General features: G+C 67.9%; 17 protein-coding genes. 7 read left to right on the top strand and 10 right to left on the bottom strand.

Annotation, left to right across the window (positions count from 1 at the left end; translation table 11 throughout):
* Positions 1–5 precede the first annotated feature (5 nt).
* The 7 genes from nuoI to IE88_RS0109475 form a co-directional block, all read right to left on the bottom strand.
* On the bottom strand, positions 6–494 hold the full coding sequence (gene nuoI / locus IE88_RS0109505; protein WP_031553611.1) for an NADH-quinone oxidoreductase subunit NuoI: 489 nt from the start codon (positions 492–494) through the stop codon (positions 6–8).
* Complete coding sequence (nuoH, locus tag IE88_RS0109500) at positions 494–1564, bottom strand: NADH-quinone oxidoreductase subunit NuoH (RefSeq protein WP_051881820.1); 1071 nt, start codon at positions 1562–1564, stop codon at positions 494–496. Before nuoH ends, nuoI begins: the two co-directional genes overlap by 1 nt.
* 83 nt (positions 1565–1647) lie before the next feature.
* Complete coding sequence (locus IE88_RS17350; protein WP_051881819.1) at positions 1648–4701, bottom strand: M10 family metallopeptidase C-terminal domain-containing protein; 3054 nt, start codon at positions 4699–4701, stop codon at positions 1648–1650.
* A gap of 102 nt (positions 4702–4803) precedes the next feature.
* Positions 4804–6111: a M10 family metallopeptidase C-terminal domain-containing protein gene (locus IE88_RS16560; protein WP_051881817.1), complete on the bottom strand. Its 1308-nt coding sequence runs from the start codon at positions 6109–6111 to the stop codon at positions 4804–4806.
* Between the two features lie 147 nt (positions 6112–6258).
* The gene (gene nuoG / locus IE88_RS0109485; protein ID WP_031553605.1) at positions 6259–8391 is read right to left on the bottom strand and encodes an NADH-quinone oxidoreductase subunit NuoG; all 2133 of its coding nucleotides are present in this window, start codon (positions 8389–8391) and stop codon (positions 6259–6261) included.
* Positions 8392–8482: 91 nt separating this feature from the next.
* Entirely contained in the window at positions 8483–9787 is a 1305-nt protein-coding gene (gene nuoF / locus IE88_RS0109480; RefSeq protein ID WP_031553603.1) for an NADH-quinone oxidoreductase subunit NuoF, read from the bottom strand.
* Positions 9788–9872: 85 nt separating this feature from the next.
* Complete coding sequence (locus IE88_RS0109475) at positions 9873–11099, bottom strand: aminotransferase class V-fold PLP-dependent enzyme (RefSeq protein ID WP_031553601.1); 1227 nt, start codon at positions 11097–11099, stop codon at positions 9873–9875.
* 79 nt (positions 11100–11178) lie between these two features.
* Between IE88_RS0109475 and IE88_RS0109470 the strand changes: the two genes are divergently transcribed.
* Positions 11179–12075 (top strand): alpha/beta hydrolase family protein, encoded by an 897-nt coding sequence (locus IE88_RS0109470; RefSeq protein ID WP_051881815.1) that lies wholly within the window; start codon positions 11179–11181, stop codon positions 12073–12075.
* Positions 12072–12497 (top strand): cupin domain-containing protein, encoded by a 426-nt coding sequence (locus IE88_RS0109465; RefSeq protein WP_031553595.1) that lies wholly within the window; start codon positions 12072–12074, stop codon positions 12495–12497. Before IE88_RS0109470 ends, IE88_RS0109465 begins: the two co-directional genes overlap by 4 nt.
* A gap of 7 nt (positions 12498–12504) precedes the next feature.
* Here IE88_RS0109465 and nuoE read toward each other — a convergent pair whose 3' ends face one another.
* Positions 12505–13170, bottom strand: coding sequence for an NADH-quinone oxidoreductase subunit NuoE (nuoE, locus tag IE88_RS0109460; protein ID WP_031553592.1), 666 nt, complete (start codon positions 13168–13170; stop codon positions 12505–12507).
* A gap of 121 nt (positions 13171–13291) precedes the next feature.
* On the opposite strand from nuoE, the gene ubiA reads away from it, so the two are divergent.
* The gene (gene ubiA / locus IE88_RS0109455; RefSeq protein WP_031553591.1) at positions 13292–14197 is read left to right on the top strand and encodes a 4-hydroxybenzoate octaprenyltransferase; all 906 of its coding nucleotides are present in this window, start codon (positions 13292–13294) and stop codon (positions 14195–14197) included.
* A gap of 65 nt (positions 14198–14262) precedes the next feature.
* Entirely contained in the window at positions 14263–14802 is a 540-nt protein-coding gene (gene msrB, locus IE88_RS16555; protein WP_081871577.1) for a peptide-methionine (R)-S-oxide reductase MsrB, read from the top strand.
* Here msrB and IE88_RS17345 read toward each other — a convergent pair.
* Complete coding sequence (locus IE88_RS17345; protein ID WP_051881813.1) at positions 14720–16864, bottom strand: DUF2793 domain-containing protein; 2145 nt, start codon at positions 16862–16864, stop codon at positions 14720–14722. The genes msrB and IE88_RS17345 overlap by 83 nt on opposite strands.
* 100 nt (positions 16865–16964) lie before the next feature.
* Here IE88_RS17345 and IE88_RS0109440 point away from each other — a divergent pair, with 100 nt between their 5' ends.
* The 3 genes from IE88_RS0109440 (at position 16965) to IE88_RS0109430 (ending at position 20510) form a co-directional block, all read left to right on the top strand.
* Entirely contained in the window at positions 16965–17981 is a 1017-nt protein-coding gene (locus tag IE88_RS0109440; RefSeq protein ID WP_031553582.1) for a ligase-associated DNA damage response exonuclease, read from the top strand.
* Positions 17982–18061: 80 nt separating this feature from the next.
* Positions 18062–18907: a hypothetical protein gene (locus IE88_RS0109435; protein ID WP_031553580.1), complete on the top strand. Its 846-nt coding sequence runs from the start codon at positions 18062–18064 to the stop codon at positions 18905–18907.
* Positions 18882–20510: a cisplatin damage response ATP-dependent DNA ligase gene (locus tag IE88_RS0109430; RefSeq protein ID WP_031553576.1), complete on the top strand. Its 1629-nt coding sequence runs from the start codon at positions 18882–18884 to the stop codon at positions 20508–20510. Before IE88_RS0109435 ends, IE88_RS0109430 begins: the two co-directional genes overlap by 26 nt.
* Here IE88_RS0109430 and IE88_RS0109425 read toward each other — a convergent pair.
* Positions 20507–22054: a L,D-transpeptidase family protein gene (locus tag IE88_RS0109425; RefSeq protein ID WP_031553574.1), complete on the bottom strand. Its 1548-nt coding sequence runs from the start codon at positions 22052–22054 to the stop codon at positions 20507–20509. The two genes, IE88_RS0109430 and IE88_RS0109425, sit on opposite strands and share 4 nt — an antisense overlap.
* Positions 22055–22154 lie beyond the last annotated feature (100 nt).

Here is a 22154-nt window from a genome sequence, read left to right as displayed (position 1 = left end):
CGCCCTCACCTATACGGCGCGTCGAGCTCCAGGTTGCGCGCGATCAGGCGTTCCCAACGGTCGCCGTTCGAGAGCAGCTTCTCCTTGTCGTAGAAGAGCTCCTCGCGGGTCTCGGTCGAGAATTCGAGGTTCGGGCCCTCGACGATCGCGTCCACCGGGCAGCTTTCCTGGCAGAGGCCGCAATAGATGCACTTCGTCATGTCGATGTCGTAGCGCGTGGTGCGGCGCGAGCCGTCCTTGCGGGGCTCGGCCTCGATGGTAATCGCCTGGGCGGGGCAGACGGCCTCGCAGAGCTTGCAGGCGATGCAGCGTTCTTCGCCGTTCGGATAGCGGCGCAGCGCGTGCTCCCCCCGGAAGCGCGGGCTCTGCGGCCCCCGCTCGAAGGGGTAGTTCACGGTCGCCTTGGGACGGACGTAATATTTCAGCGCGAGCCAGAAGGCCGACAGGAAGTCGGTGAGCATCGCGCCCTTGAGGGCCTGTGCAACACGGGACATTAGTCGATTCTCCAGCTGTGGAACCAGTCCGCGAAGGCCGGGAACAGCAGCATGAGCGCGGCGACCACCATCAGATAGGCGACGGAGGTCGGAAGGAAGATCTTCCAGCCGATGCGCATCAGCTGATCATAGCGGTAGCGCGGCACGATGGCCTTCACCATCGCGAAGAGGAAGAAGATGAAGACGATCTTGATCGCGAGCCAGAGCGGGCCGAGCGCGTCGAGACCGAGAAAGTCGCCGAAGGGCGAGTGCCAGCCGCCCAGGAACAGGATCGCGGTCATCGCGCACATCAGCACGATGTTCATGTACTCGCCGATCATGAAGAGGAGATAGGGCGTCGAGGAATATTCGACCTGATAGCCCGCCACGAGTTCCGATTCGGCCTCGGGCAGGTCGAAGGGCGCGCGGTTCGTCTCGGCGAGCGCCGAGATGAAGAACATCACGAAGAGCGGGAAGAGCGGGATGAAATGCCAGTTCAGGATGCCGAGCCCGCGATTCTGCGAGTTCACGATATCCGACAGGTTCATCGAACCGACCAGCAGCAGGACCGAGATGATGATGAAGCCCAGGGAGACCTCGTAGCTCACCATCTGCGCGGCGGAGCGCAGGGAGCCGAGGAAGGGATATTTCGAGTTGGACGCCCAGCCGCCCATGATGATCCCGTAGACCCCGAGCGAGGAGATCGCGAAGAGGTAGAGGATGCCGACATTGATGTTGGCGACCACCAGCCCCGCCCCGACGGGAATCACCGCCCAGGACACGAAGGCGAGGATGAAGGTGACGAGCGGCGCGATCAGGAAGACGGTCTTGTCCGCGCCCGAGGGGATGATGACCTCCTTCAGCACGAACTTGAAGAAGTCGGCGAAGGACTGGAGCATGCCGAAGGCGCCGACCACATTCGGCCCCTTGCGCATCTGCACCGCGGCCCAGACCTTGCGGTCGAAAAGCAGCAGGAATGCGAGGCTGACGAGCAGCACGACGGCGAGCGCCAGGATCTGCAGCAGCGTCGTCAGCGTGCCGCCGAGCGGAGAGGTCCAGTCGCGGACCACGAGGCCTTGGAAGATGTCCATGGCGCGCCTCTAGCGCAGCCTTGGCGGCGCGCAAAGGCACAAGCGGGCCTCAATTGCCACTCTTTGCGCGACGTCCCGGCGCATCAGGCGAAGAGAAAGTCTTCGGCGCCGATCTGGGCCAGGCTGACGCCCTCGAGGAACAGGTCGTCCCCCGGCTCGCCGAAATCGATCAGAACGCCGTCCACGCCCTCATAGGCGCCGGCGCGGACACCGATCTCCGCGAATTCGCCGACGCCGACATCGGTCAGGCCGATGCTGTCGAAGCCGTCTTCGAAGTCGGTGACGACCACGAAGCCCTCATCGCCATAGATCCTGAACCGATCCTGCCCCGCCCCGCCGGTGAGCCGGTCCGTGCCGGTGCCGTCGCCGCGGAAACCGCCGACGAGAATGTCGTTTCCGTTCCCGCCGAACAGGGTATCGCTGCCGAGGCTGCCGACCACGGTATCCTCGCCGTCCCCGCCCCTGATCAGGTCGTCGCCGCCATGGCCGTCGAGATAGTTGTCGCCGGCGTCGCCCGTCAGCGTATCGCCCGCGCTCGCGCTGCCGATCACGTCCTCGACCTCGTAAAGCGCGTCGCCCTCGGCGTCACCGCCCCCATAGAGGCCGCCGCCGAGATCGATCTGCACGCCGATCCCGGATGCCGCGTAATAGGCGATATCCGCGCCCGCGCCGCCGATCAGCGTATCGGCGCCTTCCCCGCCGGCGAGATAGTCGTCGCCGGCCCCGCCATAGAGCTGGTCATTGCCCGCCCCGCCGGAGACGTAGTCGGTGCCGCCCTCGCCGAAGATCACGTCGTCCCCGGCTTCGCCGAACAGGTCGTCCCATTCGGCATTGTCGCCGCCATAGATCAGATCGTGGCCTGCGCCGCCATGGACGACGTCGTCGCCGTCTCCGCCATCGAGCTCGTCCGAGCCGTCCTCGCCGTAAAGCGTGTCGAAGCCGAGGCCGCCGAAGAGCGTATCCTCGCCCTCTCCGCCCCAGAGCTCGTCAGAGCCGTCCCCGCCGCGCACATCGTCGGCGCCGCCCTCCGCGAAGATCAGGTCGTCGCCCGCTTCGCCGTCGAGGAGGTCGGCGATGCCCGATCCGGTCAGCGTGTCCGCGCCCTCGCCGCCGAACAGGCTGTCGCCGTCGCTCGTCGTCAGGATGTCGTCGCCCGCGCCGCCGCGCAGGATGTCCGCGCCGGTGCCGCCATCGAGGACGTCATCGCCTCCTTCGCCTTCCAGCGTATCGGCGCCGGCTTCGCCGTAAAGCGTGTCGGCGCCTTCTCCGCCCCGCAAGAGGTCGGCGCCGCCCCGGCCCCACAGCGTGTTCGCGGCATCGTTTCCGATCAGCGTGTCGCCGCCCTGCGTGCCGGTGAAATCGATCTGGGTCGATTGATAGCCTTCGCCCGCATCCCCGATCAGGAGGTCGTCCCCCGCGCCGCCTTCGATGACGTCATCCCCCGCGAAACCGACCAACGTATCTCCGCCCTCGCCGCCTTCGAGGCGGTTGTCGCCGGCCGTGGCGAGGATTTCGTCGGCGCCGGCCGTGCCGATCACCGATTCCGCGCCCTCGACCCGCATGACGGCCTCGCCCAGCACCGTGACGTCGGCGCGCATGAGATCGAGAAAGACGCCTGCTCCGACCGCGCTCAGATCGACGGTATCGCTGCCCTCTCCCCCGAGAAGCGTGTCTCCGACGCCGCCCGCGAGCGTGTCGTCGCCCTCTGCGCCATCGAGCAGGTTCCGCCCATCCGTCCCGGCGAGGACATCGTCGAAGCGCCCGCCGAGGACGTTCTCTATGCCCAGAAGGGTGTCGACGCCGTTCGGGCCGAGATCGAAGACGCCCGAGGCGCTCGAAAGGTCGATCCGGACGCTCCCGATCGCATGCGCATAGGACACGGTGTCGAAGCCTGCGCCGCCATCGAGCAGGTTGTTGCCGTCACGCCCGGTGGGGGCCCCGGCCAGCAGCCCGCCGTCTGGCGCCAGAGCGCTGGCATCGACGAAATCCGGATCCGCCACCGTCCCGATCAGGAGATCATCGCCGGAGCCGCCGATCGCATCCTCGATCGATGCGCCGCGCGCGATCGAGAGGTTGTTCACCATGCCGCCGAGCGAGCTGAAGCCTTCCTCGCGCAGGTCGATGACCTGATCGTTCCAATAGCCCGAGGCGTCGATCACGTCGCGGCCGCCTGCGTCCCAGATCGCGCCGATCATGTAGTCGCCGCTGCCATCCAGGGTCCAGCCGCGGTCACCGGTGTTCGAGCCGAAGCCATAGGTGGTGTCGCCCGCGCGCGTCTGCGTGTTCGGCCCGTAGAGCCTCTGTAGCGCGGCGATGTCGTAGAGCATCAGGTTCAGGACTTCGCGGCCGGAGAAATCGGCGCCGGTTTCCCGCTCGGACCAGTAGCTCATCACCGAATATTGGCGGCTGTCCTCGAAATAGACCGCGTCGCCGCCATAGCTGATCGGGTCGTCGTCCGAAGCGTCGTAATCCGCCGGATGCGCCAGCCCGACGGCGTGGCCGATCTCGTGGATCGCCGTGGAGAAGGCGTAGCTGCCATAGCGGGACAGGCCGCTGACCCCGACATTGACGGCGGAGTCGTAGATTTCGCCATCGTACCAGGCAGGGGTGGCGTAGCCGCCATTCGTGCCGAGTTCTCCGAAGATGTCGATCTCGGCGGCGGTGTCGCTCGTGACATAGTCGCTGCCGCCCGCGCCCATGACCCGCTCGAAAGTGATGTCCGCTGCCTCCGAGACCAGCTGGATCGCATATTCGAGGAGCTCGATCTCGGCCCCGGTCAGCGCGCGATGATCGGCGGGATCGTCGACGCCTCCGGTATTGGCCGTGATCGCAGCATCGGCGAGATAGCCATAGGTGACCGTGCCGCCGGTGCCGAGCGCATTGGGGTCCCATGCCGCTCCGACCAAGCGGCCGGTCGACGAATCCTCATCGTCCCATTTCGCATTCCAGCGAGAGCCCTGCTCCGCGACCTCGTCCCAGGTCAGGCTCGGCTTGCCGAAGGGGTTGGGCGCGCTGCGATAGATCTCGAGCGGCGACGCCGAGAGCGGCCCGTCCGCCTGCTCGAGGCGCAGGACGCGCGCCTCGGCCGCCACATTTGCGGCCAGACTGGCTTTCGCCGGCTCTTCGATCCTGCCCATGAACCTTCATCTCTCCCGCAGGGTCGAAATGTAAGGCACGAATGAGTGAGGAGAACAGGGACCAAGCGTTAACAAGCCTTTACGGTTCCGCCCGCACCGGGATCAGCCCATGCCGGCGTCTCCGCCGTCGCCGATCAGGATATCGTCCCCGTCTCCGCCGAAAAGGACGTCGTTCCCTTCGTCGCCGAAGAGGATGTCATCCCCCTCGCCGCCCTCGACGACGTCGTCGCCGTCGCCGCCTTCGAGAACGTTCGCAGCGTCGTTTCCGGTGATGATGTCGTTCCCGGCGCCGCCCAGCGCGTCCTCGATCACCACGTCCCGCGCGATCGACAGGTTGAAGACCCGCCCGCCGGTCGAGCTGAACGCCTCCTGGCGCAGGTCGATCTCCTGATCCATGGCATAGCCGGACAGGTCGAGCGTGTCGTGGCCGCCGGCGTCCCAGATCGCGCCGATGAAGACGTCCTGCGCATCCTCGAGCGACCAGCCCGCATCATTCGTGTTCGAGCCGAAGCCGTAGACCGTGTTGTCCGCGCGCGTCGCCTCGTTGGCGCCGTAGAGGCGCTGAAGCGCCGCGATGTCGTGCAGCATGACAGACGTTGAATAGGTGCCATAGCCGAAATCGGCGCCCGTATTGGTCTCGTCCCAATAGCTCATCACCGTGTATTGGGCGGAGTCCTCGAAATAGGCGGCGTCCGAGGCGTAGTCGCTCGCACCGGAACCTTCATAGTCCCCGGGGTGGGACAGTCCGAGCGCGTGCCCAATTTCATGCAGCGCCGTGCGGAAGGCGTAGGAGCCGAAATCCTCCAGACCCTGCTCTCCGATCGATACGACCGCTTCCAGGATCGTATCGCCGCTATACCAGGTGGTCGCCACGCCGCCATTCGAGTTCAGGACCGCTTGCAGGTCCAGATCGGCGCTCTGGGCATCGTCGAGGTAGGCGCTCCCGGCGCCGGTGACGCGGACGAATTCGATATCGGCGACATCGGAGATGATGCCGATGGCGCGCTCGACCATGGCCATTTCCTGCGCATCGAAGGCCCTGAAGGAGCGGCCGCCCTCATCGGCGCCGACATCGGTCTCTGCGAGATAGCCGTAAGTGACCGTGCCGCCGCTGCCGAGGCCGCTCGGGCTGAAGGTGACGCCGATGCCGCCGGAGCTGTAGCTGTCGCCATCCGCCCATTTGCGGTCATGGCGGGAGGTTTCCCGCGCCGCCTCGTCCCAGGAATAGCTCGGCTTGCCGTAGCTGTTGACGCCGCCGCTGCTGGCGCTGTCCCCGGCCGCGTATTCGACATGCCCATCCGGGCCGCAACAGGCGCAGGCACCGTTTTCGCCGAGAAGGAGATCGTCCAACCGGCTCTCGAACGGATCGCCGAGCCCATCGGCCTCGTCCAAGGAGAAGACTCGCCGCATGCCGCGCTCCCTTTTCACCGAACCGGTTCTGGTTCGGAAGGAAGCGTGCCGCGAACCGTTTCATGGACGGTTGGGACGGGCCCGGATCTTTGATGAAAGTCCGACCGGTTCGAGAAAGGTTAACCGGCCGGAGGAATGCGGAGCGCCCTATTCGGCCGCCGCCGCGGGCTTGGGCACATAGGTGTCCGAGCATTCCCGCAGGATCTCGGATGCCCGCGCGATCGGATTGGTGAGGTAATAGTCCTCGAAGGCCGAACCGAAGGGATCGGAGGAGAGCTCTCCCGCCCCTTCGAAGTCGGCCGAGCGCGGCGCGGCGCCGATCTCGCAGGTGTCGATCTGCGCGAATGTCTCGGCATCCGCGATCATCGCCTGGCGCAGCGCGAAGAGGTCGTCATAGGGCAGCGGCTCGCCCAGGCGGGCGGAGAAGGCTCTCAGGATCGCCCAGTCCTCGCGCGCCTCGCCGAAGGGGAAATAAGCCCGGATCGTCTGCTGCACCCGGCCGTCGAGATTGACGTAGATGCCCGACTGCTCGGCATAGGAGGCGGCGGGGAAGATCACGTCCGCGACGGAGGCGCCCCGGTCGCCGTGGCTGCCCTGATAGATGACGAAGGCGTCGCGCAGCTTGGCGACGTCGCATTCATCCGCGCCGAGATTGTAGACGACCTCGATCTCGCCGGATGCTGCCCCGTCGAGGATGCCGGCGAAGTCGCGCCCGCCCTCTTTCGGCAGGAAGCCGAGATCGAGCGCGCCGGTGCGGCCGGCCGCCGTCTGCAGCACGCCGAAGCCGTTCCACTCGCCGCCGAGCGCGCCGACGCTTTCGGCGAGCTTCATCGCGGCGGACATCACCGCGCCGCCATCGCCGCGCGACAGCGCCGCCATGCCGACGATGATGAGCGGGCGCTCGGCATTCTTGAGCACGTCGAGGAAGTCGGACTTGCCATCCGCCAGCGCGGTCAGGCTTTCGGGGCCAGCGCCCAGATGCTCGTAGTCATAGGTCAGGTCACGGCGTTCGCCGATGACCCCGACCTTGAGGTTCATGCGCTGCAGCCAGTTCTTGCGGATGCGCGCATTGACCAGCGGCGCCTCGATGCGCGGATTGGCGCCGATGAGCAGGATCGCATCCGCCCGGTCGATGCCCTCGATGGTCGAACCGAGCGTATAGGCGGAGCGCGGCGCGCGTTCGCCGTTCGGCAGCAGGCCGAGCTTCGCGCCGTCCTGGCGGCAGTCGCGATGCGGCGTGCCGATCCTGTCGGTCAGGTCCTTCAGCGCCTTGACCGCCTCGGCCGGAACCAGATCGCCCGCCAGAGCGCCGACCTTTTCGGGAGCGGTCGTCTCGAGCCGCGCGCGCACGACCTCGAAAGCCTCGTCCCAGGAGGCGGGGCGCAGCTTGCCGCCCTCGCGGATATAGGGGCGGTCGAGGCGGCGCTTCTTGAGGCCGTCCCAGACGAAGCGCGACTTGTCGGCCAGCCACTCCTCGTTCACGCCCTCATGGATGCGGGGCAGGATGCGCATAACTTCGCGGCCGCGCGCATCCATCCGGATCGGCGCGCAGACCGCGTCCATCACGTCGATGGTCTCGGTCTTCCGCAGCTCCCACGGGCGCGCCATGAAGGCGTAGGGCTTGGAGGTCAGCGCGCCGACCGGGCAGATGTCGATGAGATTGCCCGAAAGCTCGGTGTCGACCGCCTTTTCGAGATAGGTCGTGATCTCCGCGTTCTCGCCCCTGTTGACGAGGCCGAGATCGTTCACCCCCGCGACTTCCGTCGCGAAGCGGACGCAGCGCGTGCACTGGATGCAGCGGGTCATGATCGTCTTGATCAGCGGGCCCATGTATTTCTCTTCGACCGCCCGCTTGTTCTCCTCGAAGCGGGATCCCGCGCGGCCATAGGCCATGGCCTGGTCCTGCAGGTCGCATTCGCCGCCCTGGTCGCAGACCGGGCAGTCGAGCGGGTGGTTGATGAGCAGGAACTCCATCACGCCTTCGCGGGCCTTCTTGACCATGGGCGTGTTGGTGAAGAGCTCGGGCGGCGCGCCTTCGGGCCCCGGGCGCAGGTCCTTCACGTTCTGGGCGCAGGAGGCGACGGGCTTGGGCGGACCGCCCTTCACCTCGATCAGGCACATGCGGCAATTGCCCGCGACCGAGAGGCGCTCGTGATAGCAGAAGCGGGGAATCTCCTCGCCCGCCTCTTCGCAGGCCTGCAGGAGGGTCAGGCTGGGATCGACCTCGATCTCGTTGCCATTGACCTTGATCGTACGTTTCTCTGGACGCGTCTCGGACATCTTCGCTTCCTGCGTCGCGGCGTCTGCCTGTTGAGGCTTCCCGTCCGAACGATCGGGCCGGGCGGCGCCGCGCTTTGCTTGCTTTTCCGGCCTATTCGGCCGCCATGTGCGGCACGGCGATCTGCGCCGGTCCGGTACGGTAATTAGAAATCTTCTCTTCGATCTCGTGACGGAAATGCTGGATCAGGCCCTGCACCGGCCAGGCCGCCGCATCGCCGAGCGCGCAGATGGTGTGCCCCTCGATCTGGCCCGCCACGTCGAGCAGCTTGTCGATCTCGTGCATCTCCGCATTGCCCTCGGCCATGCGGGTGAGGACGCGCCACATCCAGCCCGTGCCCTCGCGGCAGGGCGTGCACTGGCCGCAGCTCTCATGCTTGTAGAAATAGGAGATGCGGGCGATCGCCCTCACCATGTCGGTGGACTTGTCCATGACGATGACCGCCGCCGTGCCGAGGCCCGAAAGGTGCTCGCGCAGGGCGTCGAAATCCATCAGCACGTCGTCGCAGATCGGCTTGGGGATGCAGCGCACCGACGAGCCGCCGGGGATGACGGCCTTGAGGTTGTCCCAGCCGCCGCGCACGCCGCCGCAATGGGTGTCGATCAGCGTCCTGAGCGGGATCGACATCTCCTCTTCGACATTGCACGGCTTGTTCACGTGGCCGGAGATGCAGAAGACCTTGGTGCCCGCATTGTTCTCGCGGCCGAAGGATTTGAACCAGCCCGAGCCGCGCCGGAGGATCGTCGGCACGACCGCGATCGACTCGACATTGTTCACCGTGGTCGGGCAGCCATAGAGGCCCGCGCCCGCCGGGAAAGGCGGCTTCAGGCGCGGCTGGCCCTTCTTGCCCTCGAGGCTTTCGAGCAGCGCCGTCTCCTCGCCGCAGATATAGGCGCCCGCGCCATGCGCGATATAGAGGTCGAAATCCCAGCCATGAATGTTGCCGGGGCCGATCAGCTTGGCCTCATAGGCCTCGTCGATCGCCTTCTGGAGCTGCTCGCGCTCGAAGATGTATTCGCCGCGGATATAGATGTAGCAGGCATGCGCCTTCATCGCGAAACTGGCGACGAGGCAGCCCTCGATCAGGAGGTGCGGGTCGTGCCGCATGATCTCCCGGTCCTTGCAGGTGCCAGGCTCGGATTCGTCGGCATTGACCACGAGATAATGCGGACGGTCCTTCACCTCCTTGGGCATGAAGGACCACTTCATCCCGGTGGAGAAGCCCGCGCCGCCGCGCCCCCTGAGGCCGGATTCCTTGGTCTGCTGGATGATCCACTCGGGACCCATGTCCAGCATGTCCTTGGTCGCGTTCCACGCGCCGCGCTTCTTCGCGCCGTCGAGGAAGGGATCCTGAAGGCCGTAGAGGTTCGTGAAGATGCGGTCTTTGTCCTGGAGCATGGTCCGTCCGAGAGCGTGTGAACGTGAGCCGACAGCTAGACGGCGGGAACAAAACCCGCAAGGCGTCCGATGATCGCGCTTGCCGTCATGTAACGGCCGCCCGCACGCGGAAGGCGGGGTCGTCATAGGCCCTGCTCGCCAGCACGTCCTCGACCTGATCCATCGCGTCCCACAGCTCCGCATGGCTCAGGAAGAGCGGCGAGAGGCCGAAGCGGATCGCGTCAGGCGCCCGGAAATCGCCGATGATCCCGCGCGCGATCAGCGCCTGCACGATGGGATAGCCCTCCTCGTGCCGCAGCGTGACATGGCCGCCGCGCGCTCGCCTGTCCCGAGGAGAGAGGATCTCGAAGCCCATCGCCTCGGCCCTCGCCGTGCACAGGTCGCCGAGCATCCCCGCCTTCTGCCAGAGCGCTGCCGGGTTCTTTCTTTCGAAGGCGCCCAGCGCCGCGTCGAGCGCGAGGAGGGAAAGGACCGGGGGCGTCCCCGCCGCGAAGCGGGCCGCACCGTCCTTGGGCGTGTAATCGAGGCCGAAGGCGAAGGGTTCGGAATGCCCGAACCAGCCGCGGATCGGGGTCTGGAGGTCGCCGGCCAGAGCTTGCGCGACATAGACGAAGGCGGGCGCGCCGGGGCCGCCATTGAGATATTTGTAGGTGCAGCCCGCCGCCAGCCTGGCGCCCCGCGCACGCAGGTCGAGCGGCACGACGCCCGTGGCATGGCTCGTATCCCAGACGACGAGCCCTCCGCCCTGCCGCGCCGCCGCCTCGTGAGCCTCCATGTCCGCGAGCCGCGCCGTGCGGTAATTGACGACGCTGCGCACCAGCACGCCGCCCTCATCGGCGAGGAAGTCTCCGCCCCGCCCGCTCGGCAGGCGCCGGACCTCGCAGCCGACAAGGGCGCCGAGGCCGTCCAGAACATAGGCATCGGTCGGGAACTCGTCCTCCTCGACGCCGAGAACGCGGCCCTTGGCGAGCGGCAACGCCGCGGCGGCGAGCTTGAAGAGGTTCACCGAGACGCTGTCGGTGACGATGACCTCGCCCGGCGCAGCGCCCAGGAGCGGGGCGAGCCTGGCTGCGACGGTACGCGGCAGGTCGATCCAGCCTTCGGCATTCCAGGACCCGATCAGTCCGTTCGCCCACGCCTCCCCCGCCCCGCGCTGCACCGCGTCGATGGCGGCGCGGGTCGCGGGGCCGAGGGAATGGCCGTCGAGATAGGTCACGCCCTCCGGCAGCGCGAAGAGATCGCGGGCGGCGGCGAGCGGGTCGTCCCTGTCGAGGGCGAGCGCGTCCTGGCGGCTTTCGGGGAGAGGCGGCATGACCGCCCGCTAGCACGATCGGCAGCTTCCGCCGAGAGAGGCCGTTGCGCCCGCACATTCCAGCGCCGAGCCTGCGGGCATGATTCGTATCCTCGCCGCTCTCTGCTTCTGCTTCCTCCTCGCCTGCAGCGCGGAAGACGCGCCGCCGGAGCCGATGGCATGGCCGGACCTGACGGAGCGTCCGCTGCCCGAGCCGACCCGGACCGTCCGCTTCGGCCCGGGCGGAACCGATCTCGCCGATCTGTGGCTGCCCGAGGGCGAAGGCCCCCACCCGGTCGTCCTGATGATCCATGGCGGCTGCTGGCAGAAGGACATCGCGGACCGCACGCTCATGAACTATGCCGCCGAGGCGCTCCGGGCGCAGGGGCTCGCGGTCTGGAACGCCGAATATCGCGGCGTCGACGAGGAAGGCGGCGGCTATCCCGGCACCTTCTCGGACATCGCGAGGAGCGCCGAAGCACTCGCCGAGCGCGGACCCGGGCTCGGCCTCAGTACCGGACGCGTGGTGGCATACGGCCATTCTGCGGGCGGGCATCTCGCGCTCTGGCTCGCAGCGGCGCGGCAGCTTCCCGCCTTCCCCGCCGCCTCGCGCCTCGACCTCGATGGGGTGGTCAGCACGGGCGGCCTCGCGGATCTCGCGGAGGCCGAGCCCGTCACCCTGCCCTCCTGCCTCGCCGATGTGCGGGAAAGGCTCACCGGCACAGCCTCTTCGGAGCGGCCCGATCCTTACGCCGACACCTCGCCCGACCGCCTGCTGCCGCTCGGCGTGGCGCAGGTCAGCATCCATGCAGAGAACGACCGCATCGCGCCGCCGGCCCTGGGCGAGAGCTGGACGCAGGAGGCGCGCGCAGCCGGCGACGCCGCGCAGCTCGTACGGGTGCCCGGCGGCCATGTCGAGCTCATCGCGCCGGGCACGCCGGCTTGGGGCGAAACGGTGCGGGTGCTGAAGGACATGCTCGGGGAGGACGCGTCGTGACGCCGAGAGCGGACGAAGTGGTCGCGCTTCTGGGGCTGGAGCCGCATCCCGAGGGCGGCGCCTTCCGCGAGACATTCCGGGACGCAGGCGCACCGGAGGGACGCGGCGCATCCACGGCGATCTATTACCTGTTGCGGGAGGGCGAACGCTCGCACTGGCACAGGATCGACGCGGCGGAGGTCTGGCACCATTACGCCGGCGCGCCGCTCCTCCTGCGGATCGAAGGCGCCTCCGGCATAGAGACTCACCGGCTCGGCAGCGCGCTCACCGAGGGAGAGCGTCCCCAAGCGGTGGTGCCGCCCCATGCCTGGCAGAGCGCGGAGACGACCGGCGCCTGGTCGCTCGTCGGCTGCACCGTGGCGCCGGGTTTCGATTTCGACAGCTTCGAGCTGGCGCCCGAGGGCTTTACGCCCCCGTCTTGACCGCGCCCTACTCGGCGGGCGCGGGCTCGGAATTCGGCAGCTTGTCGATCTTCTTGGCCGCCGAGCCGTCATAGAGGGCGGGATCGGTCAGGCTCGTGTTCTCGCCTTCGGGATCTGAGGTGTGGCGTCCCTCGTTGAACACGCCCGGCTCGACATATTCGCCGCGGTCGAGCTTTGCGAGGATGTCGCGGAAGACCTCGGGCGTCAGGTCCTGGTAGTAATAGTCGTTGATCTGGACCATGGGCGCATTGCAGCAGGCGCCGAGGCATTCGACCTCGATCCAGGAAAGATTGCCCGAAGGCGTGATCGTGTTCTGCGCCCCGATCATCTCGTGGCAGACATCGATCAGGCCTTCCGAACCGCGCAGCATGCAGGGCGTCGTGCCGCAGAGCTGCACGTAATAGCGGCCCACCGGCTTGAGGTTGAACATCGTGTAGAAGGTCGCGACCTCGTAGACCCGGATATAGGGCATGGCGAGCTGCTGGGCGATCGCCTCCATAGCCGGGATCGACACCCAGCCTTCCTGCTTCTGCGCGCGCCACAGAAAGGGAATGACGGCCGAGGCCTGGCGGCCTTCGGGGTATTTCTTCAGCGTCTCATCGCACCAGGCGCGGTTCTCTTCGCTCCACGCGAAGCTGTCCGGCTGCTCTTTGGCGGGGCTGCGTTCGGCCATGGTCTTGTTCGTCTCGCATCGGTTCGCGGATTTGGGGGCCTTGTCGCGGCCCGGAGCGAGATTGTCCAGCCGCCGGGCGTTCAGGCTGCCAAGAGCGGCGGAGGATGCTAGGCGGCCCCCGATGACGAGCGATATCCGCACCCCCGACGCCGCCACCAGCTTCGTCGACCGCGCGCCCGGATCGGTGCGCCCTTTTCTGCGCCTGATGCGGGCGGACCGGCCGGTGGGCACGTGGCTTTTATACCTGCCCTGCCTCTGGGGCGTGCTGATCGCGCGTCCCGCGGATTTCACCGCGCCCGAGTTCTGGCGCCTCGCGATCCTGTTCGGCATCGGCGCCTTCGTCATGCGCGGCGCTGGCTGCGTCTATAACGACATCGTCGACCGCGATTTCGACGCCAAGGTCGCCCGCACCGCGACGCGGCCCATCCCCTCGGGCCGCGTCAGCGTGAAGCAGGCCTGGGCGCTGCTCGTGGGCCTGAGCCTGATCGGCTTCCTCGTCCTGATCTCACTGCCGCTCGCGGCGATCCTGACGGGGCTCCTCTCCCTCGTCCTCGTCGCGGGCTATCCCTTCATGAAGCGCATCACCTGGTGGCCGCAGGCCTGGCTCGGGCTGACCTTCAACTGGGGCGTGCCGGTGGGCGCGGCAGCGGTCGCCCACGCCGTGCCGCTCCCGGCCCTCCTCCTCTACGCCTCGGGGCTGTTCTGGACCCTCGGCTATGACACGATCTATGCGAGCCAGGATGTCGAGGACGATGCGCTGGTCGGCGTGAAGTCCTCCGCGCGGCGGCTCGGGGCGGGCGCGCGGCGGGGGGTCGCCCTCTTCTATGCCGCTGCGATCCTCTTCGCCGCGGCAGCGCTTCTCGCGACGGGCGTGCGGGGCTGGCTCATCCTCCTCATTCCGGCGGCAGCGCAGCTCGCATGGCAGGTTCTGCGCTACGATCCTTCGGACGGCGCGCTCTGCCTGCGCCTCTTCAAGTCCAATGTCTGGGCCGGTGCGCTGATCGGCCTCGCCTGCCTTCCCGCCTGATCCTCGCTTCAGGCGGGAAGCGTTCCCATATGGGACGCAAGACGGAAGGGAGCCGCCCCATGACGATGACCAGACGCGGCCTGCTCGCCAGCGGCGGGGTGGCCGTGACCTTCGGCGCCGCCGCCTGCTCGCGCGGCGCGCCGGAATCCCAGACAGACGCACGAACGGAGGGACGCATGAGCCTCGCAACGACGCAAGACGGAACGACCGACTGGTCCAGCCTCAGCACCGATCAGTGGCGCGAGCGGCTGACCGAGCAGGAATTCCGGGTCCTGCGCAAGGAAGGCACGGAGCCCGCAGGGTCGAGCCCGCTCGACAAGAACTGGGACGAAGGCACCTATGTCTGCGCCGGATGCGCGCTGCCGCTCTTCACTTCGGAACAGAAGTTCGACTCGGGCACGGGCTGGCCGTCCTTCTTCGATCATCTGCCGGGCGCGATCGAGACCAAGACGGATTTCAAGCTGATCATTCCCCGGAAGGAATATCACTGCGCGCGCTGCGGCGGGCATCAGGGCCACGTCTTCAATGACGGCCCCTCGCCCACCGGCCTGCGCTACTGCAATAACGGCGTGGCGCTCGACTTCCAGCCAGCCTCCGAGGCCTAGCAGAGGACCCAGCTTTCGGCGCCGCTCCCGTCGATGCGGCGGCGGCGCAGGAAGCCCGCTTCGTCGCGGCGGATCTCCGCGCGGATCTCCTCGGGCGTGATGCCGGGGAGCGCCGTCTCCTTGGCGCCCGCCTTGATGCCGCCAGCGATGACCGTCTCGTTCCCGTTGGCGTTCTGCACGACGTAGATGGGAACGTCCGCCTCGACATAGCCGCCCTCGAAGGCGGCGGGCAGAACCGTCGTGGCCTCTGGGTCGCTCTTCGCGGCGAGGCCCGCGCAGGGGCAGAGCTGACCGGCGGGCGACGCCGCCGCGCCGCCCCGGGTGAGCGGAATCGTGGCGAAGAGGCTGCCATCGGCCGAATAGAGCCTCGCCGTCCCTTATGCGGAGAGGCGACGGCGATCCCGTTATCGCTGCCATCTCCATAGGCATGCCCTGCCAGCGGCAGCGGCACGCGCTGGGAGAGCGCGGAGAGCGGGAAGAAGGGCGTCGCGTCGACCCCGGACGTGTCCGCGCCCGAATAGGCGCTGATCGGGCCGTCCGCTCTCAGGATCAGGCAGGCATCGGCCTCGTAGTCGGGATCGTTCGCGCCCGTCGCGGAGAGAAGATCCGCATAGCCCGGCCCCGCCGTCAGTGTCCCGCTCGTCCCGTCCCGCCTGTACCAGCGGATGGTCGTGTCCGGATAGAGCGCCGAAACCCGGCCCTGCGTGCCATAGCCGATGAGTTCGGTGGCGAGGGGCGGCACGAGGCGCAGATCCCAATAGGCCGGCGCGGCCGCATCCATTCGCGCCGCCACGCCGACGAAGACCGGCCGGTCCGCCACCACCTGGAACTCTGCATCGGCGTCCGTGAAGAGGGTCGCGAGGCCGAAGGCGTCGATCTCGGCCTCGTCGACGATGACCGTTCCGTCTCCGCTCATGAGCCTGACTTTGGCGGGAACCGCGCCCGCCGCGACGAAGACCTGCCCCCGGCCGTTCTCGCTGTCCCTGTAGGCATAGAAGAAGAAATGCTCCGCCGCGAAGCCCTCGAGGCCGAGCGGCATCGGTCCCGCATCGGTCTCGCTGGAGCCTGCGAGGCCCGCGGTCGAGGTCAGGACCGCGCCCGGCTGGAGGCCGTCAATGACCGCGATCTCGCCCTTGGCGAGAAAGAGCCGCTGCCGCACCGTCCCCGCCGCGAGATCGGCGCCGCTGTCATAGACCTCGACCTTGTTCCCGTCCTCGGCGCTGCCGATCTGCACTCTGCCCGTGCTGGTCGCCAGAACGATCTGCTTGGTGCGCGCGAGATTGCCGCCGCCGACGCCGCCATTGGCGAGGAGCGAGGCGGAGAGCCCGTCGGTGAAGGCGGCCGCGACGGCCGCCGCATCGCCGGCGCTGCCGCCTGCGACAGGCGTCGCGGGCAGGGTGACGGCGCCGGTGTTCCGGTCGATCCGCAGCGCCTCGTGGAAGGTGACGCCGTCCGGGCTGACCTTGAAGGCGAAATCGTCGCTGCCCGTCAGGCCGAGTTCGGCCCGGCCCGAATATCCCGACTGGAAGACGAAGGACGCCGTGCCCGCCGCATCGGCCTTGTTCAGGACATGGCGGACATCGCCGCTGCCGGGCGTTGCGTCGTCATGGCTGTGCAGAACGGCGTCGGATTTGACCGTCAGGCGGTTGGTCGCGTCCCCGTCGGCATTCACGCCGAAGATCGGCGCCGAGGTCTGCGGCGCCGCAGGCGCGCTGCCGCCCGCAAGCGCGGCCCAGGCTGCCCCGTCCCAGACCCGGTGCGCGCCCTCGTCCTCGACATAGGCGGTCAGCCCGGCCCGCGCCGGGAAATGCGCCCAGGCGCCGTCCTGCCACACCGCGACGGCCTGTTCGGGAAGGCCGTCCCATGCGGGGCCGGTCCGCCCGGCGGGAAGGATGTAGCCGTCCCCCGCCTTCGGCGCGGACGGTTCCTGCGCGACCTGCGCGGAGCGGACGCTCATCTGCACCAGCGCGTCGAGCGCGCGGACCGTCTCGTTGACGGTGACATGCTTCTGCGCCTGATCGGCGATCAGATAGGGCAGGCCGTGACGGTCGGTGATGTTCATGAGGGTGCTCCGCGTGCGACTGGTCGGCGCAGAGCATGGGCAGAGCGGCGGCGCGCGGGGATAAGTTTTCCCGCGCGGATGAGCGGCCTAAGTGACAGGCGTGCAAGCAGAAGCCCTCCTCCACCCCACGCCCAAGGGCCTCTACTGCCCGCCCGGCGACTTCTTCATCGATCCCGTCGCCGACGTGGACCGGGCCGTGATCACGCATGGCCATGCCGATCACGCGCGCGCCGGGCACGGCGCGGTGCTCGCGACGCCCGAGACGATCGAGATCATGGCGACCCGCTATGGCGAAGGGTTCACCCGCACGCGCCAGCCGGTCGAGATCGGCGAGGTGACGGTGATCGGCGGCGTCAGCGTCTGGCTCGTGCCCGCGGGCCACGTGCTCGGCTCGGCGCAGGCCGTGGTCGAATATCAGGGCATGCGCATGGTGGTCACCGGCGATTACAAGCGGCGGCGCGACCCGACCTGCCTGCCATTCGAGCCCGTCTCCTGCGACGTCCTCATCTCGGAGGCGACCTTCGGCCTGCCCGTCTTCCGCCATCCCGACACTGCCGGAGAGGTGCGAAAGCTTCTCGCCTCCCTGCGCCGGTTCCCGGAGCGCACCCATCTCGTCGGCGCTTATGCGCTCGGCAAGGCGCAGCGCATCATCTGCCACCTGCGCGAAGAGGGCTATGACGAGACGATCTTCATCCACGGCGCGATGAAGAAGCTCTGCGACCTCTATAGCCGGCTCGGGGTCGATCTCGGCCCCCTCGCCGATGCCACGGTCAAGGACGGGCGCGGGGCGAAGCAGGATTTCGCGGGCAAGGTCGTGGTCTGCCCGCCCTCGGCCATGAACGCAGCCTGGGCGCGCCGCTTCGCCGACCCGATCACCTGCTTTGCCAGCGGCTGGATGCGCGTTCGCCAGCGCGCGCGGCAAAAGGGCGTCGAGCTGCCGCTCATCGTTTCGGACCATGCCGATTGGGACGAGTTGACCGACACCGTGCGGGAGGTGGACCCCGCGCAGCTCTGGGTCACCCATGGACGCGAGGACGCCCTCGTCCGCTGGGCCGAGGTGGAAGGCCGCTACGCCAAACCGCTGCGCCTCGTCGGCTATGAGGACGAGAACGATTGAGCCCTCGCCGCCCTGCGCGGCTTGCCGCGCAAGCTGTGCGCCTTAGATGAGGAACCCGTAACGAGGGGCAGGCGCGGGAAATGGGCGCAGGGGACTGGAGCGCAGCGAACGGAGGCGCGAGCCGGACGGGATCGGTCCTTCGGGAGGTCATCTCGGCGCTGCGCCTTGCAGCCTTCCATGCCTGGCGCACGGTCCGGGCGGACGCCGTCTGCAGCAGGGTGCTGCCGCTCCTGGCCGCAAGCCTCGTCATCGTCCTGTCCCTCTCCATATGGGCCGAAATGGATGCGCCCGCCTTCGTGGCGCATCACTTCGACCTGTCCCGCGACCGCTCTCTGGCCGAGATCTACGGCTATGTCCTGAGCGGGACGACGGCGCTCCTGCTGCTCGGCGCGTGGCGCCGCTGGGGCGCGCCGCTCTATCTCGCCTTCTCGCTCCTCTTCGCCTTCGCCCTCGTCGACGACGCCTTCAGCTATCACGAGAACATGGCGCGCCACGTCCTCAAGCCGCTCTTCGACCTGCCCCGCCTGCCCGGCCTGCGGCTGCAGGATACAGGAGAGCTTCTCGCCTGGGCGCTCGCCGCTTTCGTGCTCGCCATCCCGGCCGCCCTCGCGCTCTTGCGGCCGGCGACCAACAAGCTCGCGGCCTGCATCCTGCTCGCCATCCCCGCGGCCCTGCTGGCGGGCTTCGCGATCGGCGCCGACATGGTGCACGGGCTGGCGGACGGATACCGCATGAAGATCGCCGCAGGGCTGATCGAGGATGGCGGCGAGCTGTGCGCTCTGGCGCTCGCCGCTACCTTCTCCCTGATCGCTCTGCGGTCGCCGCTCAGCACGGGCGGGACAGCCGGGGGCCGGGCACAGGACGCGCATGCCCAGCGCGGTATAGCAGGACGACCGACGCATGATCCGCTTCGCCCACCTGCTTGACCGCCTGATCTTCACGCCGGGCCGCAATGCGAAGCTGCGCCTGCTGACGGATTATTTCGCCGAAGTCCCCGACCCCGAGCGCGGTTGGGCCGTCGCGGCGATCACGCGGGACCTCGACGTGAAGTCGGTCAAGCCCGCCCAGATCAAGCAGCTCGTCTATGCGCGCGTCGACGGCGCCTTGTTCGACATGAGCCACGACTATGTCGGCGACCTCGCCGAGGCCGCCGCGCTGATCTGGCCCGAGAAGCCGGGACAGAACTACGTGCCGACCCTCGCCGACGCGGTGGAGACGCTGAACGACGTCACCCGCGCCGAAGCGTTGGAGGTGGTCGAGCGCTGGTTCGACGCGCTCGACGCCTCGGGCCGCTGGGCGCTGATCAAGCTGGTCACGGGCGGCCTGCGGATCGGCGTGGCGGCCCGGCTCGTCAAGGTCGCGCTCGCCCAGTACGGCGACAAGCCGATCCAGGAGATCGAGGAGCTGTGGCACGGGCTCGAACCACCCTATACGGAACTCTTCGCCTGGCTCGAGGACCGGGGCCCCAAGCCCGCCTCGGCGGCCCACGCCCCCTTCCGCCCCGTCATGCTGTCCCACCCGATCGAGGAGGCTGACAAGCCGAAGATCGACCTCTCCGAGATGGCGGCGGAATGGAAATGGGACGGCATCCGCGTCCAGGCCGTGCGGGAGAGGGACCAGACCCGGATTTACAGCCGGACCGGCGATGATATCGGCCCGGCCTTCCCCGACATTCTCGGCGCCATGCCCTTCGATGCGGCCATAGACGGCGAGCTCCTGGTCTTCGACCCGGACATCCGGGATCGCTTCGCCGTGCGGCCTTTCAACGACCTGCAACAGCGGCTGAACCGCAAGACGGTCGGCGCGAAGCTCCTCAAGAGCAATCCCGCCTTCATCCGCGCCTATGATCTCCTCTGGTGCGAGGGGGAGGACCTGCGCCCCCTGCCCTTCGCCCAGCGGCGCGCGCGGCTCGAAGCGCTTCTCGGAGAACACGATGCCAGTCCGGCGGGCGACGAGCGCTTCGACCTCTCGCCCATCGTGGACCTCGGCGGCTGGGACGCGCTCGCGGCCGCCCGCGCCAATCCGCCGGACGAAGCCATAGAGGGAGTGATGCTCAAGCGGCGCTCTTCCGTCTACGTCCCCGGACGGCCCAAGGGCGAATGGTGGAAGTGGAAGCGCGAGCCGCATCTCGTCGATGCGGTGATGATGTACGCGCAGCGCGGGCACGGAAAGCGGTCCTCATACTATTCCGATTACACCTTCGGCGTCTGGCGCGAGGGCGAGGACGGCGCGGAACTCGTGCCGGTCGGCAAGGCCTATTCCGGCTTCACCGACCAGGAGCTGCGCAAGCTCGACAAATATGTGCGCGACAACACCATCGCCCGCTACGGCCCCGTCCGCTCGGTCCGGGCGGATCAAGATCAGGGCCTGGTGCTGGAGATCGCCTTCGAAGGCCTCGCCCGCTCGACCCGCCACAAATCGGGCCTCGCCATGCGCTTCCCCCGCGTCAATCGCCTGCGCTGGGACAAGCCCAGCGCCGAGGCCGATCGCATCGAGATGCTGGAGGCGATGCTGGAAGGCAGCGCCTAGCCTTCGAGCCGGGCCAGCACCTGCGCGTCCCGCTCATAGACGTCCCGCGCGAATGTCACGTCGCCATCGGGCTCGGCCCAGGCGGTGAAATAGGTGATGTAGACCGGCACTGGCGGCGTCTCGATCTCGATCCGCTCTTCGGACCTTATCATCGCGGCGAGCTCGCTCTCGGTCTCGTCGAGCAGCCAGGCGCCGAAGCGCAGCGGCTCCTCGACGCGGATGCAGCCATGGCTGAACGTCCGGATGTCGCGGTCGAACAGCGAATCAGCGGGCGTGTCATGCAGGTATACGGCATATTTGTTCGGGAAGAGGAACTTGATCCGCCCGAGCGCGTTGTGATCGCCCGCTGTCTGCCGCACACGGAATGACGCCTCGCCGGCGGCGGCGGCCTCCCAGTCGACCGAGGCGGGGCTCACCACCTCCTCGTCCACCAGAACCTCGAAGTCGTTGCTCGTGATGTAGCTCGGATCCTCTACCTGTTTCGGCGCGATCTCGCCCGTCAGGATGGAATAGGGAACGTTCCAGTACGGATTGACGACGACCGTCTCCATCGTATCGGCGAAGATCGGGGTCTGCGTGCGCTCCTCGCCCACGATGACTGCCATTTCGCCGACCTTCGCGCCGTTCTCGTAGAGGCGCAGCGTGTAGTCGGCGGCATTCACGAAGGCGGCCTTGTCGCCGAGTTCCGTCGGCAGCCAGCGTGCGCGCTCGATATTGATTTCCAGGCGTTCGATCAGCTCTTCGGGCGTTTCGTTCAGCGCCGCGATCGTCGAGGGGCCGACCACCCCGTCATCCATGATGCTGCGCGAGCGCTGGAAGGCCTTCAGCGCCGCCACCAGGCGGCTGTCGAACACGTCGTCTTCGCCGAGCGGGCGGAGGAAGCCCTCGGCGGCGAGCCGCTCCCGGATATCCGGCACGAGCGGGTGCTCATCACCCTCCTCGATCAGGAGATCGTCCTGCGACGTCAGCCTGTTCCAACCCCCGCGCGCGGCCAGAAGCCGGTACTCGGCCAGCGCGTCCGTCAGGCGCTCGACGAGGAAATTGTCGGGCGTGACCTGATCGAGGTGGTCGAGCGGGTTTTCGAGCCCGAACGCCGCGCGGGCCAGCTCGCCTTTCTGCCGGTCGCGCAATTCCTCGAAGCCGGGCTGATACTCGATCTCCGGGCTCGTCCGGCCCTCGATCAGGTCCAGCGCGAAATCGGCGAAGATCCGGGTCGCGTTCCGCTCCCGCTCGGCTGGCTCCGCCCGCCGCAGCGCCTCTGCGCTGGCGACGGTGTAGCGCGAGAGATCCACTCCCCGCGCCTCGGCGGCCCGCAGCGCGGAAACGAGATCGGAGAAAGCTCGGTTCGGCCGCATGCCGTCCGACCAGACCGGCACGTAGCCGCGCTCCCGATAGAGGTTCCGCATCCAATCCGGCGCATCCGCGAAGGCTGCGGGGTCCACGCGCTCATGAGCGGACTGGGCCGCCGCGGAAGCGGCAGGAACGGCATCGCAGACAGAAGCGAGCGACAGAGCGCTCAGCGCGAACAAGGCGCTTTTGGACATGAAGGCCCCCAGAGGACGAAGGATTTTCCGTCACCTGCCAACACCAAGGTTCAGAAGACGTTCAGAAATCAGAACCCCACGCGGACGTGAAGGCGCAGGG

The sequence above is a fragment of the Parvularcula oceani genome (assembly GCF_000733125.1).
GTDB classification, from domain to species: Bacteria; Pseudomonadota; Alphaproteobacteria; order Caulobacterales; family Parvularculaceae; genus Parvularcula; species Parvularcula oceani.
Note: the sequence above shows the minus strand (reverse complement) of the source record. Positions and strands in the feature narration are given on the sequence as shown.